Genomic DNA, 16009 nt, shown 5'->3' with positions numbered 1-16009 from the left:
GAAATGATCAATATTGAAAAAGAAGGGAAAATTCCCTTCTTTATTTTTTAACATTATATCACGGCTCAACCGTTTCCTTCGAGGAAGGATTGCCGGCTGCCTGGTTTTGTTCCAAGAGGGCAAGACGGGTTTCCAATAGGGAATATTCATAGTTTTTCTCAACCTTTTTGGATAATTGATCGATATAAGCCGAGAGATTTTGAAAATCCAGGTCATTGGATTCGAAGACTTGATCCATCTTCACATTCGCCCTTACCACATTTTCTTTTCCCATCAATTGCAGTTGGCGGACTTTCATATCTTCAATTTTATGCTTCATCAATTCATATTTTTGTTCCAGCTGAAGATATTCCCTGTTTGCTTGTTCCAAGCTTTCCCTCAAAGTAATGTGGCGGTTTTTATAAGCTTCAACTTCCTGCATCGCAAACCAAATCAAATCCTCTTCGCCGCTTGACTTTGCCAGTTCCAGCTGGTTTGTTCTTTTCTTCAGCATCATTTCCGTATCTTTTAATTTTTGTTCCAGCTCTTCTTTTAAACGTTGTTGTCTTTCCAGGAGCTTCCCCGTTTGTTCCGTCATTTTTTCGGCTTCCCGGATATATTGGTTCAGCATCTTAATGGGATTTTTTTCTTCTTTTCGATCAAGAAGAGCGTGCAAATCCGCCTCCAACGTATAACGGAATCGTTTCAATAAACTCATCATTTAAAATCTCTCCTTGCTTTGTAATTTGGACCATTCATTTTCAAAATTTGTGAAAGGGTCATCCTGTTCTTTGCCGGAAAAGGAAACCTCTTCTCCTTTCCATTTTTGGTAAAGCACATATAGAAGGACGATTGCCGCAAGTCCCAAGAGCGCCGGAACATTGGATACGGCCATCACAAGCCCGATCAGTCCGATCAGGATCCACAGCATTTTGCCGGCAACAGAACGGCTTTTGATGTAATAATGCATGCCAAGAAATACGAGGGCCAAAGCAAAAGCCAGTCCGATTAAAGGCCCCAAGGTGCTGAGGGCGATGATAACCAAAACAATAGCCGCAAGCAATAACAGCAGTTTTTTCATCTTGATTCTCCTTTCTTCTTTGTACTTTTATGGTACTAGTCCGCATCATTTCTCAAAACGACCTGGAACTGTATTTTCGGCTCAGTCTTGAGACGGAGCGGTTTTAAGACTTTGAAAAGCGGGAAATAGAAGTTTCAAATGGATAGTTTCTATGGACTTGAGAGAGAAAAAATAGATTTATTTTATTAAAAAAATGGTATTTCCCCGGAATTTGACAAAAAAAAATCTGCAATAGGGACAAGTTTTGACAAAAAATTCAAAATCTTTCAATTATAATGGAATCAAATAAATGGCCGGAAGGAGGACAAAGAGATGAGAATCTATTCAATCTTTAACATAAAGAAACAATATCAGTCGTTTGTTTTCGGGAGAGAAAGAATGCTCTTGGAAATGGTAGCAAAAATTGATGATCAAGAGGAGTCCTCTGCAAGAAAACAATTAAGTTATATTTGCGAACCGATGGAAGGGAAAATTGAAGCGCAAATCTATCAGCATCTCCAAAAATGTTTTCCGGAAATGCATTGGATGGACGATTATTTGGGATTTGAACATAAGTTGAAAGGACGAATCAAAATCAAAGTTTTCGAATATTATATTGAAGCGGTTTGTGAAGGATCCCGCATGCTGGATCTGGATTTGTTCCAATGTTTAAGCCAGATCAATAATTCGTTCCTTGCATTCAACAAAGAGGAATATGAATGCGGCTGGTTGAAGCCGGTGAAATATGCTTCCTATTAATAAAACATGAAAACCCTGTTGACTTGAAAAAGTTCAACAGGGTTTTACGGGGAATAAGGGGATTTTATTTATGCAAAGGGGATATGATTCACGCAATGGAATAAGATTGAATATTAATCTGCAACAGCTAACAGTTTTTTATGGGTTTCTTTCAGTTGGTTCGCAATTTCTTCGATTTTGTTCAATGTTTCAATCCGTTCCTGCTTTTGCTGTTCAATGGCTTGTTGAAGAGTGATTTCAATTTGTTTTTGCGCATTCGCAAATAGATCCAAAAGCGCGTTGTTCGGCTTCCAGGCCAAGTTTTGGGCTTTGTCCGTGATTTCTTGGACACTTTCAAGCCATTTTGAAATTTCATCAAATTGGCCTTCTTTGCCGAATTCTTTTAAGCTGTTTTCAAGTCTTTCCTGCCATTCTTTTGAAGCTTTTTTCGCTTCTTCTTCAACGGCATTGATGGCATTTACCGCAGATTCAATGAATTCTTTCTGCACATTGAATGCTTGCAGAGTTCTTTTTTCGAAGTCTTCCTGCACTTTTTCGATTGTTTTTAAGCTATTAACCCAGCTGTCCCATACTAAATCTACACCTTTTGCAATTTGCTCTTTTGCCATTACTTAATTTCCTCCTTTAATTTAAAGCAAAATTTTAATTTATAATGAATGCATTTTGCAATGCATACATCCCAAAATTAGACTCCAGGCTGTTCTTGAGGCTCAGGTGTTGCTGCTGTCTGTGTCTTGGTTTTGCGGGTGCGGGCAGTTTTAGGTTTTGACGAGGATGATGCTGCGGATTTTGCTTTGGATGAGGCTGCTTTTGCTGGTGCGGATGATTTTTTCGTTTTGTTTTCGGTAGTTGCTTCGACTTTTTGCTGCGATTTTGTAGTGCTGTTGTTTTCCTTTTTTGTCCCGCCGCTGCCGGTTGAAAAGAATGGATTATATAAGTTGAAAAATTGGTTTAACAGTTTTTGATATTCACTTAAAGAATTGGCCCACATATCCAGATATTTTTCACCGGCTTCAGTGATGGAATAAATGCGTTTGGCAGGGCCGCCGGAACTTGTATCCCATACAGAAGTCACCAAGTTTTCTTTTTCAAGCTGTCTTAATAGACGATAGAAATTACCGTGGTCCAAAGATTCGATCCCAAACTTAGTAATCTTCTCCATCAATTCATAACCATGGGTATTAAATTCACGCAAATGCAACAACATGATTGGAATCAGGAAATTTTTCGGCGCGCCAATACTCGGACTTTTTGGTTTCTTTTTTTCATCTTTCGATACCAATATTATTACACCGCCTTCTGCTATTTACTTATATATGTAATTTACACATATATGCAGCACTTTGTCAATCTTTTTTTTGAAAATTTAATCATTATTTTTCAAAAAAGTTCATAATTTTGTAAATTATTCATAAGAATGAAAAAAAAGCATAAATAATATATTAGAATATGTTGTTTTACAGAATGAAAAAATTTTGTAGAGGAGATGATTCTCATTGTCCCAATCTTCTTTTGATGTCTTCGCATTATGGAAAGAAATCTATAACAGAACCGAAAGCGTCTGGCAGGATGCCATTCAGGAAACGCTTGAAAAGAAATCCTTTGCTGAAAGTTTAGGACAAATCCAGAGCCAATATGTTCAATATCAGGAACTTGTCAATAAAATGACAGAATCCTATTTAAAGCAAGCAAATATTCCTACCCGTGATGAAATCGCGAATGTCGCATCCCTCATCGTTAATGTGGATTCCAAGATTGATCAGCTGGAAGACGAGTTTGATGAGGAAAGGGAGCGGATATTCAAAGAAATAGATGCACTCAAAAAATCTGTTGCATCCTTGGAAAAGAAATTGGATAAAGTCATTGATTTGTTAAATAAGTCGCTGGAAACCACTGAAGAGCCACAGACTTCGGTTGCGGCAGCAGCCAACAAAGCGGTTTCTAAATAATAGTATTCAGATAATGATAGAAAAATATATTAAGAAAGGAAGACTGTTTTATGGCAACTACAGTATTTGAAGTAGAGAAAGTCAATGCTTTAAAACCGTTGGAAGGAAAAGTCGCTATTGTAACAGGGGCATCCCGCGGAATCGGGGCGGAAATCGCAAAAGTGTTGGCCAGAAACGGTGCGACGGTGGTCGGCACATATAACAACAGCCCGAAACATATCCAGGATGTGGCAAAAGTCATTGAAGAAGAAGGCGGAAAATTTCGCGTAATCCAAGCGGATGTGGCGAAATTCGATGATACGGAGAGACTCGCTTCTGAAGTGGTGGAGAATTTTGGAAAGATCGATATTTTGATCAATAATGCGGGAATCACGAAAGACCGTACATTCAGAAAAATTTCAAAAGAAGAATGGGATGCCGTCATCAACGTTAACTTGAACGGAGTGTTCAATGCGACGAAAGCTGTCATCAAACATATGCTTGACCAAAATTACGGCCGCATTGTAAGCATCAGTTCAATTGTCGGCCAGGCCGGCGCTTTTGGACAAACAAACTATGCCGCGACAAAAGCCGGGATTTTAGGGTTCACCAAATCCCTTGCTTTAGAGACTGCTTCCAAAGGCATCACAGTCAATGCGGTGTGCCCGGGATATATTGCAACGGAAATGGTGGCGGCTATGCCGAAAGAGGTGCTCGACAATATTATTGCAAAAGTTCCGATGAAACGTTTGGGAACACCGGCCGAAGTGGCCCAGGCGGTATTATTCCTTGTGCAAGCCGATTATGTCACTGGTCAGGCAATTGCCGTCAACGGCGGATTGTATATGTAAGTCTTCTTGAATGACTCTTGGGAGGGATTATGTGGTTACGCTAGATACAACACCAATACAAGAATGGATTGAAAGTCTGCCAAAAAATCAGGCATTTGAAACGCTGGAAAAACTGAAACGCTTTAATGAAGTATTGTTTACGGATCCGGAACCGGAAGTCGGCCAAACGCCGAAAGAAGTGATTTGGACAAAAAATAAAGCGAAATTGTACCGCTATCAGCCGTATAAAGAAAAAACGAACAAAGTGCCAATCTTGATCATTTACGCATTGATCAATCGACCGTATATTTTAGATTTGTATCCTGGAAACAGTTTTATCGAGTATTTGACGGACTGCGGCCATGATGTATATCTGTTGGACTGGGGAACAGCGGGCTATGAAGACCGTCATTTGAAACTGGAAGACTATATCGTTGATTACATTCCGAGAGCAGCCAAAAAAGTGCTCAAAACTTCAGGAGCCAAGGAAATCACGATGTTTGGCTACTGCATGGGCGGTACCATGACCGCAATCTTTACGGCGCTTTACCAGAAGAAATTGCCGATCCGCAATCTGATATTATTGACAAGCCCGATCGATTTCGAAGATGCGGGACTTTACACGAAGTGGCTGGATAAGCGCTACTTCAAACTGGATAATATTGTAGAAACTTTGGGCAATGTTCCAAGCGATTTCATTGATTTTGGAAATAAATTGTTAAATCCGCTATCGAATACTGTAGGTGTTTATGTCAATATCGCTTCCAACATTGATAATGAAGATAAGGTGTTAAATTGGAAGTTGATGCAAAAATGGCTGAATGACGGGGTTCCTTTCCCGGGAGAAGCCTATCGCCAATGGATTCGCGACTTTTACCAAGAAAACAAATTGATAAACGATGAATTGGTGATCCGCGGTGAACGGGTGTTGCTGTCAAACATTACGGCGAACTTATTGAATATTGTGGCGACCCGCGACAATATCGTTTTGCCGCAACAAATCGAACCTTTGAACGACAAAGTCTCCAGCAAAAATAAAACGTTGCATGTCGTCAATGCGGGGCATGTTTCCGTCATCACCGGCAAACGCGCGGTTGCCGAAAGATACCCTTATATTGAACAATGGATTACGGAAAATTCGAAATAAGAATTATTGATCTTTGATAAAAATCCCCATTAAATTTACCCCTTTAGTTTTATCCGGACGATATTTGAAATTCCCGTGCAGAGAGTTTCAAAGAAGTCCGGATTTTTCTTTATTGATAGAAAGAAACAGATACAGGAAAATAAATACGAAAATTTCGAATATTCTATTTTAGGAAAATATCTTTATATTATATAAAAATTTGGTTACAATACATAAGGTATGTATCATATGTTCGAATAGAAAAAGCCGGGAAAAGCTAGAATCGATAGTATGAATAGTGTATAATCCAACGTGGAGAGTTTTTCTCGGCATAAGATGAGAGGGAGGTTTCTAACTTGGCTACTTGGGTATGGATTTTAATTATTGTGCTTGCGTTCATCGCTGGAACAGCCCTAGGGTTTTATTCGGCCCGTCAATACATGATGAAATATTTGAAAGAAAATCCGCCGATCAATGAACAAATGATTCGCGTCATGATGGCCCAAATGGGACGTAAGCCATCTGAAAAACAAGTGCGTCAAATGATGGCCCAATTAAATAAAATATATGACAAACAGAAGTAATCATAAAAGGTTGTCCTCCATCGGAAGCTATTTCTGAAGAGGGATAACCTTTTTATTTTTGGTTGCAGGCTGCAATGCGGGACAGAAATAAAAAAGCCCTTTGGAAACAGGGCCGATCAAATAGTCCCGGTCATTTATAAATGACGGTTTTCCGGTTATTTGCCTTTTACCTTTTTCCTTCCAGCACAAACCTTTGCAAGAACTTCCGCACCGTTTCCTCATACTCAGACGGATTGACATTAAAGGATTGGGCATGGGCTCCGCGCTCAAATAATTTTAATTGTTTCAGACCTTCCTTCAACTCGTACATTTCTTCCGTCATTTTGCAGGGAATGAACGTATCCGGGATGCTGTGGATGAACAATACAGGTTTTTTGATATTTTTCACCACATCTTTAGGTGCGACGTTTTTAAACCGGTATCCGTCCCGGAAACGGATGAAGAAATCCGCCAGATGAATCGGGATGTCCGGGTAAATGCGGGTTGAATTTTTGACGATATGCCGCAAAAGCTCTTCGAAATCCGAAAAGGCGCAGTCCGAAATATAAAAATCCACTTCATCTCCAATCGTTCCGGCATATAATAACATTGTCGCAGCCCCCATGGATTCCCCGTGGATGCCCAAAATGGCATCTTCTCCGATGACGGCGCGGACGGTTTTCACTACCGCGGCCAAATCGAATTTTTCATAAAAGCCGTAACTTGTTGTTTTCCCTCCGGATTCGCCATGTCTCCGGTGATCGTAAACAAAGGAATTGAATCCGAGTCTTTCAAACATCCGCGCATATTTGATAGAATTGATTTTATTTTCCGTAACCCCATGGCAAATGATGACCGTATTTTTCGTAGGGCAAGGCTGCAAAAAGATGCCTTTGATCGGATAGCCGTTCGGGGAGTCGATGGTAAACTCATCTTTCTTAATGCTGTTGAACCATTTTTCATCGAAACGGTTTGCTTTGAGCTCGCGATCTAAAATAAAATCATCATCTTTTTTCTTGATATACATAAGGCGGTTTGTCAAAGCGAAGCCGAAAACCGTTGTCAGAATACTTGCGATGGCCGTTACAATCGTTGAAAACCAAAGGATTTTTCTTTTTTTCTTTTGTTGTTTCATAGAGAGGCACCTCCTTGGCGTATAGTGGATATGAATAAATTCTATTACAAATCATCTGAAATATCGCAAATATCGTAAAAATAGCAGGAATTTTAACAAAAAATAACATAACTTTTGATAGAATAAAATTACACGATTATTTTGATTGATTTTTATTTTCAAGATATATGAATCGTGTTGATATTATAGACGGGAATAAAGGAGAGAAGTTCATGTTGCAAGATGTTGTCATTGTAAGCGCTGTAAGGACAGCCATCGGTTCTTTCCAGGGTTCGTTGAAAGATGTCCCTGCGCCGACTTTAGGTTCCATTGTCATCAAAGAAGCATTGCGCCGTTCCGGATTGGAACCGGATCGGGTGGATGAAGTCATTATGGGGAATGTATTGCAAGCAGGTTTGGGACAAAATCCCGCCCGCCAGGCGGCCATTCAGGCAGGGCTTCCGGAAACGGTGCCGGCCATGACCATCAATAAAGTGTGCGGTTCCGGCTTAAAAGCGGTTCATCTTGCTTACCAGGCCATTGCCGCAGGGGAAGCGGACATTGTGGTGGCCGGCGGGTTTGAAAATATGAGCCAGGCGCCATATTTATTGAAAAACGCGCGCTCCGGCTTCAAAATGGGCGATCAAACCCTCATTGACAGCATGATTCACGATGGTTTATGGTGCGCGTTCAACGATTATCACATGGGAATCACCGCTGAAAATTTGGCTTCTCAATATCATATTACGCGGGAGGAACAGGATGAGTTCGCGGCCCGTTCCCAGGCCCGTGCGGCAAAAGCCATCGAGGAAGGAAAATTCAAGGAAGAAATAGTACCGGTGGAAATTCCTCAACGAAAAGGGGACCCTATCATCTTCGATACAGATGAATTCGTCCGCCCGGGTACAACGGTGGAGAAACTTTCCGCATTGCGTCCCGCCTTCAAAAAAGATGGCACCGTGACGGCTGGGAACGCTTCCGGCATCAACGACGGGGCGGCAGCGGTTGTCGTGATGTCGAAGAAAAAAGCGGAAGAGTTGGGCATCACCCCTCTTGCCACAATTGTCGCAAACGCGGCGGTTGGCGTTGATCCTGCCATCATGGGAATCGGCCCGGCTGAAGCGGTCCGGAAAGCACTGAAAAAAGCGGATTTAACTTTGGACCAAATTGATCTCATAGAAGCCAATGAGGCTTTCGCCGCCCAATCCATTGCGGTGGACCGGGAATTGCATTTTGATCCTGATAAATTGAATGTCAACGGCGGAGCCATTGCCCTTGGACATCCAATTGGAGCGAGCGGCACGCGCATTTTGGTGACGCTTTTATATGAAATGAAGAGACGGGATGCAAAACTGGGGCTCGCCACCCTATGCATCGGCGGAGGCCAAGGCGTCGCAACGATCATTCAACGATAAATTCTTTACATCTTATAATATAGCAGGTGAATGAGATGGCGAAAAAGAAAAAACAACAATCTTCCGGAATCTCCAATCAAAACGATGCAAAAATCACCCTTCAAGAAAAAATCGGTCAGGACCTGATTGAAAAATTGAAAGCGGCCAAAAAGGAATTGCTCGAAGAAGAAAAACGGAAAGAGGAGGAGCGTCAAGCCCGTCTGGAATTTGAAAGAAAGCAGAAGGAGAAAAATATGAGTTTTGCCGAGCTGCTTGAAAAGTATGGGGATAAAGGCTCCAAATATAATTAAAGGTGCCGCATTTTGCGGCATGAATCAATAAGCCTCCAGTAAAATGCTGGAGGCTTTTCTCAAGCACGCTTTCGGAGCAGCAACCATCTGATGAGATGATATCCCTTAATGCAGAGGATAAAAGTGACGGCGCCTGCCGTATCAAGGAGCACGTCTTCGAAAATGCCCGTGCGCCCTTCCACGAGGGTTTGGTTATATTCATCCAACATGGCGATGAAAAACACGAAGACGCAAGCAAAGATTGCGGCAAATGGCCATTGCATTTTACGGAAAAACATATACAAAAGAACCGCAACAATTCCGTAGCCTGTAAAATGCAAGGTTTTGCGTATCAAAAATTCGATGAAGTAATAATATCCCCTCGTTTCGACCGATATGGTCCGTCCCCAGTAGTTCACCTCGATTTTGCTCAATGTTTCATAAAACGGCTGATTGTCTAGCAGCACCTTCAACTCCGGAACAATCGTCTGCTTTTCATAAGGCATGCTGGAAAGAAAATATAAAATGGTGAGCGCGGCAATCACAAGAAAAAGATATTTTTTCATCGGTGCTCCGTATAGATTTCCTGTTTAGTAATGGTTTTCATAAAGGAAATGTCCCGGATGTGTTGCGCTTCTTCGTAGGCTTTCAGATTTTCCAACAATTGTTCCTTTGTTCTTGCCCCGACGACAAGCGACGCCACGGCAGGCTGGCTTAAGTTGAAGGCGATGGCGGCAGGATGGACGGATCCGAATTCCGATTCGATTTTTTCCAAGATTGAAATCAATTCTGCCTTCGAATAGTTTAAATAGGAATCGATTTTTTCCACCCGCCGTCTCCATTCATCCGTCAGCAGCCCTTTCGCGATGGATCCTCTTGTCACAACGGAAACCTGCTTTTCTTCAAAGAACGGGAACCATTCTTCGGGACGGCGGTCCAAGATGCTGTATTGCATCATGTTGGAGATGCCGTTGCTCTTTTCAAAAAAAGGTTTGAACACATTCGGACGGATGGAGGAAATGCCATACTCCCGAATCAGGCCTTCTTTTTTCAGTTTTTCAAAGGTTTCGATGATGTCGTCCCACGGGTCGTCAATCGTCCCGCCGTGGAGCTGGTATAAATCGATATAATCGGTTTTTAACCGGCGCAAGCTTTCCTTAATTCCTTCTTCGATATGTTCTTTGGAGGCATCCCAATGCCAGCCTTCGCCATTTTCGTTCCAGACGTTTCCCACTTTTGTCGCAATGAACACCTGGTCGCGGTAGGGTTTTAAACATTCGCCGACGACTTCTTCATTGACTCCTTTATCATAGAGGTCAGCCGTATCAAAATAATTGATTCCATGTTCAATCGCCGTTTCGATCACCGGTCTCGCTTCCTCCGCCGATGCCGGCAAGGACATGCAGCCTAAACTGATTTCTGAAATCTCAAATTCGCTTTTTCCCAATCTTCTTTTTTTCATGGAATCCCCCGCATTCTTCTTTCATTTTCTCTAACTAATGGTACAATGAATTCAGTATAATGGACAAGCGAGGAGTAGGTATGAAGAAATTTGAAGAAAAAACGGTTCATTCGACAGAAATTTTCAAGGGAAAAGTCGTCACTTTGACGGTGGATGATGTAATCTTGCCGAACGGGAAAGAGGCCAAAAGGGAAATCGTCCATCATCCGGGTGCCGTTGCGATCATCCCGATTACCCGGGACGGAAAAATCGTGTTTGTGGAACAGTACCGGAAAGCGCTGGAGCGTTCCATTGTCGAAATACCGGCCGGGAAATTGGAGCCCGGGGAAGATCCGGCCGTTTGCGCCAGAAGAGAACTGGAAGAGGAAACGGGTTATGGTGCGGGAGAACTGACTTATCTACTATCTTTTGCAACATCTCCCGGCTTTGCGAATGAGATTATCCATCTTTATGTCGCGAAGGATTTATATAAAATAGAAGAAAAACGCACTTTGGATGAAGATGAATTTGTTTCCATCATCGAGGCGACGATCGAAGAAGCGGAAGAAATGATCGAGAACCGGCAAATCTATGATGCGAAAACGGCATATGGCGTTCTTTGGGCAAAAATGAACAAGATGTAATATTATGAAGAACAAAAATTTTGATAGAAAATACTAAAATTCGTACTAATAATACCCGTGGACGAGCATAAGCTGTAACAACGAAAGGAGAATGCTTATGTTTCGTTCCATTTATTTCATTCAATATTCCTTTTTATTGGCCATTGGTTTTGTGAGCGGCGTATTCTGTTTTCAGGCCTTTTCATTGGACAAGTCCATGAATCTGATCAAACTGATCGATCCGAGGGTGCTGGAATTGTCGGAGGTCACAATTTGGCAGACGGTTCTGCCGATTGTCGTATGGGCTTTATTTGTATTATTTTTTACAACCCACCCATATCTGCATTTTTTTGCTAAACTAGTAGTAGCCGTGAAGGCGACATTTTTTGGCTTCGGTTCGGTCTTTTTGCTGACGCAGCAGGAATCTATTCTCGTTTATAGTGTTTGGTGGTTCCCATTTCAGTTAATTTATTGTATCTTACTATTAGCGCTGTGCTCCGTTTTTGGAACGAGAAAAGTGGGGTCGAATCGAAAGTTCACTTTTAATAGGAAACTGTTTTTTACATTGGTCCTTGCCTTTACGGTGATGTGTCTGGGGGAAATGTTCGTCATTTCTTACATTATTAATTAACCCCTGACCTTGTCATTGGTTTTAGTCTTCTGTTATAATGGAATGGGTTTAGGAGGGCGTCATATGGAAAGCCGTATCGATCGTATAAAAAAGCAATTACATAGTGCTGGCTATAAACTGACGCCACAACGTGAAGCGACAGTTGCAGTACTATTGGAACATGAAGAAGACCATTTGAGCGCCGAAGACGTTTATTTATTGGTGAAAGAGAAAGCGCCTGAAATCGGTCTTGCTACAGTGTATCGCACCCTTGAATTATTAACGGAATTGAAAATTGTCGATAAAATCAATTTTGGAGATGGAGTATCCCGATACGATCTTCGACAAGAGGGCGCAAAACATTTCCATCATCATTTAGTTTGCATTGAATGTGGCTCAGTGGACGAAATTCAGGAAGATTTACTGGAAGAAGTCGAAATGGTTGTAGAGAAAAGATGGAATTTCATCATTAAAGACCATCGGCTCACTTTCCATGGTATTTGCCATCGTTGCCAAGAAAAAGAGAAGCAATCCAAAAAAGAAGAAGCGTAACCCCCGAATAGGAAAATCCTGTTCAGGGGTTTTTTTGTTAAATGGGGAACCCATTTTCTGCAAATTTTGAGGGCGAAGAATATTATCTTATATTTTGTAATAAATTGTAACTTTTTGAAAAATCTATGCAAGAATTGCAAAAGCTTTACAACAAAAAAATGTTAAATCTTGTATGCGGCTGAAAAAATCTCTATCATTTTAATAAAGGAAGGTCAGGTGAGAAAAATGAAAGAAGCGCAGGAAGCCCTTCTGGACTATCTCCATTTTCTGAGAGTGGAACGGCAATATTCAGCAAATACACTGGCTTCCTACCGGCGGGATTTGGAAGATTATTTGGAACATTTACAGACAGTTCAGAAAATCGAATGTTTAAATGAAGTGGACCGTTCAAGAATATTATTATATTTGGAACATTTAAGACAAAACGGGAAATCCCCCCGAACCATTGCGCGTCATATTTCGTCCATCCGGTCATTTCATCAGTTTTTGTTAAGGGAGAAAATTGCAGACCACGACCCTACAGTCCACTTAGAGATGCCTCAAATCGAAAAAACATTGCCAAAAGTACTATCCATAGCAGAAATCGAAGCGTTGATCCAGGCTCCCGATCAATCAAAACCCCAGGGAATACGAGATGTTGCCATGATAGAACTGCTTTATGGAACAGGGATGCGAATCAGCGAGTGCGTTGATTTAAATTTGGAAGATGTGCATTTAACAATGGGATTTGTGCGTATTTATGGAAAAGGCGGAAAGGAGCGGATTGTTCCCTTGGGGAAAAGCGCTCTTTCCGCCTGCGAAAAATATTTGCGGCATTCCCGCCATCTCCTGCAAGGAAATTATGGAAAAACCGATGCCTTTTTCATCAACCGCCGGGGAAAACGTTTAACGCGGCAGGGATGCTGGAAAATCCTGAAACAGTACGCGCTCGCCGCAAACATCAAAAAAGAGATGACCCCCCATATATTGCGGCATAGTTTTGCCACACACCTTATCGAGAACGGGGCCGATCTCCGCGCGGTACAGGAAATGTTGGGTCATGCGGATATCTCAACAACTCAAATTTATACCCACATCAGCAAAACAAGACTTTCGGAAGTCTACAAACGATACCACCCCCGTGCGTAGGAGGGGAGCATAGGAGGAACCGATATGCAATCTTTTAAAAGAATTCATTTAATTGTATTGGATTCTGTCGGAATCGGGGAAGCCCCCGATGCGGATCAATTTGGCGATGCAGGCTGCGATACCCTGGGCCATATCGCGGAGGCGGTAAATGGACTGGATTTGCCGAATCTTCAGGCCCTGGGATTGGGAAATATACGGGAGATAAAAGGAGTCAAAAGGGTACCTTCCCCAAAGGCTTACTTTGGAAAAATGCGGGAGGCTTCCGCGGGAAAAGACACAATGACCGGACATTGGGAAATCATGGGACTCAAAGTGGATAAACCTTTTAAAGTCTATCCGAACGGATTCCCGGAGGACCTGATCAGGCAATTGGAAGAGCAAACGGGACGGAAAGTGATTGGCAATAAGCCGGCAAGCGGCACGGCCATTATCGAGGAATTGGGAAAAGAACATATGGAAACCGGGGCGATTATCGTCTATACATCCGCGGATCCGGTCCTTCAAATTGCCGCCCACGAAGAGATTGTTCCGTTGGAGGAACTATATAAAATTTGCGAGATTGCCCGAAAACTGACACTTGAACCTGAGTATCTGGTCGGAAGGGTGATTGCCCGCCCGTTTGTGGGAACACCCGGAAACTTCAAACGTACGGCGAACCGCCATGATTATGCCATCAAACCTTTTGGAAGGACGACGATGAATGAACTGAAAGATCATGGTTTTGACGTGATCGCACTCGGGAAAATTTCGGATATCTATAACGGAGAAGGCGTGACGGAGGCGATCCGCACGCAAAACAACATGGATGGAATGGATAAGTTGGTGGAAGTTGTAAAACGGGATTTCCACGGATTAAGTTTTTTAAATTTAGTAGACTTTGATGCAATGTACGGGCATCGCAGAGATCCGGCCGGCTACGGACAAGCATTGGAAGATTTCGACCGGAGGCTCCCCGAAGTTTTGGAATTATCGAGGGATGACGATTTAATCATCATTACGGCCGATCATGGCAATGACCCGACCTTTAAAGGAACGGACCATACAAGGGAATACGTGCCGCTGCTTGTTTATTCCAAACGCTTCAAAAAGACGGGAGACCTCGGATTGAGAGAGACGTTCGCAGATATCGCGGCAACAATCGCGGAAAACTTCCGTGTTCCCGCTCCGGCCAATGGAACCAGCTTCTTGTCATGTTTAATGTAGAGGGGGGATTCAGATGAGAATGGTGGATATTATTGAAAAAAAGCGGGATGGCAAGGAACTTTCAAAGGAAGAAATCCGTTTTTTTGTCAATGGATATACGGAAGGGGCCATCCCTGATTATCAGGCGGCAAGTTTTCTTATGGCCGTATACTTTCAGGATATGACGGAACGCGAACGGACCGATTTGACAATGGCGATGGCGGAATCAGGGGATACGATTGATTTGTCGGAAATAGAAGGAATCAAGGTGGATAAACATTCGACCGGCGGCGTGGGGGACAAAGTGACTCTTTGTTTGTCCCCCATGGTGGCCGCCTGCGGGGTTCCCGTCGCGAAGATGAGCGGCCGCGGATTGGGGCATACAGGCGGAACGATCGACAAATTGGAATCCATTCCGGGTTTTCAAGTAGAACTGTCAAGCGACCGGTTCATCCGGCAGGTCAATGACATCAAATTGGCGATTGTAAGCCAAAGCGGCAATCTGGCACCGGCGGATAAGAAAATTTATGCCTTAAGAGATGTGACAGGCACTGTTCCAAGCATCCCCCTTATCGCCAGCTCCATCATGTCCAAAAAAATCGCGAGCGGTGCTGATGCGATTGTATTGGATGTAAAAGTGGGAGAAGGGGCATTTATGAAAACGGTGGAAGAAGCGGAAGAGCTGGCCCATGCCATGGTGGCAATCGGCAACCGGGCGGGAAGAAAAACGATTGCGATTTTATCCGATATGAGCCAGCCTTTGGGTTATGCCGTAGGGAATGCCCTGGAAGTAAAAGAAGCGATTGATGTGCTGAAAGGAAGAGGCCCGAAAGATGTAACCGATCTTTGTTTGACGATCGGCTCATACATGGTGCTTTTGGGCGGCAAAGCCCAAACCATTGAAGAAGCAAGAACGAAACTGAAAAAGGCGCTGGACTCCGGTGAAGCATTGGAAGTGTTTAAAAGATTTGTGGCGGCCCAGGGGGGAGATCCGTCCTTTGTGGATGACCCGTCTTTGTTGCCGCAGGCGCATTATAAAGTGGAAGTTCAGGCGGAAAAGTCCGGATTTGTGAAAAAAATAATCGCCGACGAAATCGGGCTTGCCGCGATGCTATTGGGGGCCGGCAGGGAAACGAAAGATTCGGAGATAGATTTGTCGGTGGGCATTGTATTGAATAAAAAGGTTGGGGACTATGCAGAAAAAGGAGACTCATTGGCAACCGTCCATACGAACAAGAAAAATATAGAAGAAATCATTGAAAAAATATCTTCCAATATCATCCTTTCAGAGGAAAAGGGGGAAGTCCCTTCTTTAATAAAAGAAATCATTGCAGAGTAATGAGGGCAACAGCTTTTAGATGGTTTTCAGGAATGTCCCAAAAGAGCGAACGATAAAATATTTCCGTTCGCTCTTTTTTTTCTTTTTGAAA

20 protein-coding genes are annotated in these 16009 nt (G+C 42.7%); 13 read left to right on the top strand and 7 right to left on the bottom strand.

Going from position 1 to position 16009, the window contains the following annotated elements; translation table 11 throughout:
- Positions 1 to 58: 58 nt before the first annotated feature.
- Positions 59 to 700, bottom strand: coding sequence for a PspA/IM30 family protein (locus FKZ59_RS01665; protein WP_141600995.1), 642 nt, complete (start codon positions 698 to 700; stop codon positions 59 to 61).
- Entirely contained in the window at positions 701 to 1060 is a 360-nt protein-coding gene (locus FKZ59_RS01660) for a lmo0954 family membrane protein (protein WP_141600994.1), read from the bottom strand. It abuts the gene before it with no gap.
- Between the two features lie 312 nt (positions 1061 to 1372).
- Between FKZ59_RS01660 and sirA the strand changes: the two genes are divergently transcribed.
- On the top strand, positions 1373 to 1798 hold the full coding sequence (sirA, locus tag FKZ59_RS01655) for a sporulation inhibitor of replication protein SirA (protein ID WP_141600993.1): 426 nt from the start codon (positions 1373 to 1375) through the stop codon (positions 1796 to 1798).
- A 113-nt stretch (positions 1799 to 1911) separates the two neighbouring features.
- Here sirA and FKZ59_RS01650 read toward each other — a convergent pair whose 3' ends face one another.
- Together FKZ59_RS01650 and phaQ are read right to left on the bottom strand one after the other, a co-directional pair.
- Positions 1912 to 2406 carry a hypothetical protein gene (locus FKZ59_RS01650; RefSeq protein WP_141600992.1) on the bottom strand — a complete coding sequence of 165 codons (495 nt, stop codon included), beginning with the start codon at positions 2404 to 2406 and terminating at the stop codon, positions 1912 to 1914.
- Positions 2407 to 2483: 77 nt separating this feature from the next.
- A complete protein-coding gene (gene phaQ, locus FKZ59_RS14875; RefSeq protein WP_141600991.1) occupies positions 2484 to 3080 on the bottom strand; it encodes a poly-beta-hydroxybutyrate-responsive repressor in 597 nt (198 codons plus the stop codon).
- Between the two features lie 214 nt (positions 3081 to 3294).
- On the opposite strand from phaQ, the gene FKZ59_RS01640 reads away from it, so the two are divergent.
- From FKZ59_RS01640 to FKZ59_RS01625, 4 genes are all read left to right on the top strand, one after another.
- Entirely contained in the window at positions 3295 to 3747 is a 453-nt protein-coding gene (locus tag FKZ59_RS01640) for a polyhydroxyalkanoate biosynthesis repressor PhaR (RefSeq protein ID WP_141600990.1), read from the top strand.
- Between the two features lie 50 nt (positions 3748 to 3797).
- On the top strand, positions 3798 to 4577 hold the full coding sequence (locus FKZ59_RS01635; protein ID WP_141600989.1) for a beta-ketoacyl-ACP reductase: 780 nt from the start codon (positions 3798 to 3800) through the stop codon (positions 4575 to 4577).
- Positions 4578 to 4587: 10 nt separating this feature from the next.
- The gene (gene phaC, locus FKZ59_RS01630; protein ID WP_141600988.1) at positions 4588 to 5703 is read left to right on the top strand and encodes a class III poly(R)-hydroxyalkanoic acid synthase subunit PhaC; all 1116 of its coding nucleotides are present in this window, start codon (positions 4588 to 4590) and stop codon (positions 5701 to 5703) included.
- Between the two features lie 335 nt (positions 5704 to 6038).
- Positions 6039 to 6266: a YneF family protein gene (locus FKZ59_RS01625; protein WP_141600987.1), complete on the top strand. Its 228-nt coding sequence runs from the start codon at positions 6039 to 6041 to the stop codon at positions 6264 to 6266.
- Positions 6267 to 6432: 166 nt separating this feature from the next.
- Here the strand turns inward: FKZ59_RS01625 and FKZ59_RS01620 are convergent, their stop codons facing one another.
- Positions 6433 to 7380 (bottom strand): alpha/beta hydrolase, encoded by a 948-nt coding sequence (locus FKZ59_RS01620; RefSeq protein WP_141600986.1) that lies wholly within the window; start codon positions 7378 to 7380, stop codon positions 6433 to 6435.
- A gap of 212 nt (positions 7381 to 7592) precedes the next feature.
- Here FKZ59_RS01620 and FKZ59_RS01615 point away from each other — a divergent pair, with 212 nt between their 5' ends.
- Positions 7593 to 8774, top strand: a complete 1182-nt coding sequence (locus tag FKZ59_RS01615) for an acetyl-CoA C-acetyltransferase (RefSeq protein WP_141600985.1) — start codon at positions 7593 to 7595, stop codon at positions 8772 to 8774.
- A 35-nt stretch (positions 8775 to 8809) separates the two neighbouring features.
- Positions 8810 to 9064, top strand: coding sequence for a DUF3886 domain-containing protein (locus FKZ59_RS01610; RefSeq protein ID WP_141600984.1), 255 nt, complete (start codon positions 8810 to 8812; stop codon positions 9062 to 9064).
- 59 nt (positions 9065 to 9123) lie between these two features.
- On the opposite strand, the gene FKZ59_RS01605 is transcribed toward FKZ59_RS01610, so the two are convergent.
- Positions 9124 to 9609 carry a VanZ family protein gene (locus FKZ59_RS01605; protein ID WP_141600983.1) on the bottom strand — a complete coding sequence of 162 codons (486 nt, stop codon included), beginning with the start codon at positions 9607 to 9609 and terminating at the stop codon, positions 9124 to 9126.
- Positions 9606 to 10505, bottom strand: coding sequence for an aldo/keto reductase (locus FKZ59_RS01600; RefSeq protein WP_141600982.1), 900 nt, complete (start codon positions 10503 to 10505; stop codon positions 9606 to 9608). Before FKZ59_RS01600 ends, FKZ59_RS01605 begins: the two co-directional genes overlap by 4 nt.
- Before the next feature lie 80 nt (positions 10506 to 10585).
- Here FKZ59_RS01600 and FKZ59_RS01595 point away from each other — a divergent pair, with 80 nt between their 5' ends.
- The 6 genes from FKZ59_RS01595 (at position 10586) to FKZ59_RS01570 (ending at position 15918) form a co-directional block, all read left to right on the top strand.
- Entirely contained in the window at positions 10586 to 11128 is a 543-nt protein-coding gene (locus tag FKZ59_RS01595; RefSeq protein WP_141600981.1) for an NUDIX domain-containing protein, read from the top strand.
- A gap of 97 nt (positions 11129 to 11225) precedes the next feature.
- Positions 11226 to 11738 (top strand): hypothetical protein, encoded by a 513-nt coding sequence (locus tag FKZ59_RS01590; RefSeq protein ID WP_141600980.1) that lies wholly within the window; start codon positions 11226 to 11228, stop codon positions 11736 to 11738.
- A gap of 63 nt (positions 11739 to 11801) precedes the next feature.
- The gene (fur, locus tag FKZ59_RS01585; RefSeq protein ID WP_141600979.1) at positions 11802 to 12269 is read left to right on the top strand and encodes a ferric iron uptake transcriptional regulator; all 468 of its coding nucleotides are present in this window, start codon (positions 11802 to 11804) and stop codon (positions 12267 to 12269) included.
- 225 nt (positions 12270 to 12494) lie between these two features.
- Positions 12495 to 13397, top strand: coding sequence for a site-specific tyrosine recombinase XerD (xerD, locus tag FKZ59_RS01580; protein ID WP_141601067.1), 903 nt, complete (start codon positions 12495 to 12497; stop codon positions 13395 to 13397).
- 24 nt (positions 13398 to 13421) lie between these two features.
- A complete protein-coding gene (gene deoB, locus FKZ59_RS01575; RefSeq protein WP_141600978.1) occupies positions 13422 to 14600 on the top strand; it encodes a phosphopentomutase in 1179 nt (392 codons plus the stop codon).
- Positions 14601 to 14613: 13 nt separating this feature from the next.
- Positions 14614 to 15918: a pyrimidine-nucleoside phosphorylase gene (locus tag FKZ59_RS01570; protein ID WP_141600977.1), complete on the top strand. Its 1305-nt coding sequence runs from the start codon at positions 14614 to 14616 to the stop codon at positions 15916 to 15918.
- Positions 15919 to 16009: the final 91 nt, after the last annotated feature.

The sequence above is a fragment of the Ureibacillus terrenus genome, assembly GCF_006569205.1.
In the GTDB taxonomy this organism is placed as follows: domain Bacteria; phylum Bacillota; class Bacilli; order Bacillales_A; family Planococcaceae; genus Ureibacillus; species Ureibacillus terrenus.
Note: the sequence above shows the minus strand (reverse complement) of the source record. Positions and strands in the feature narration are given on the sequence as shown.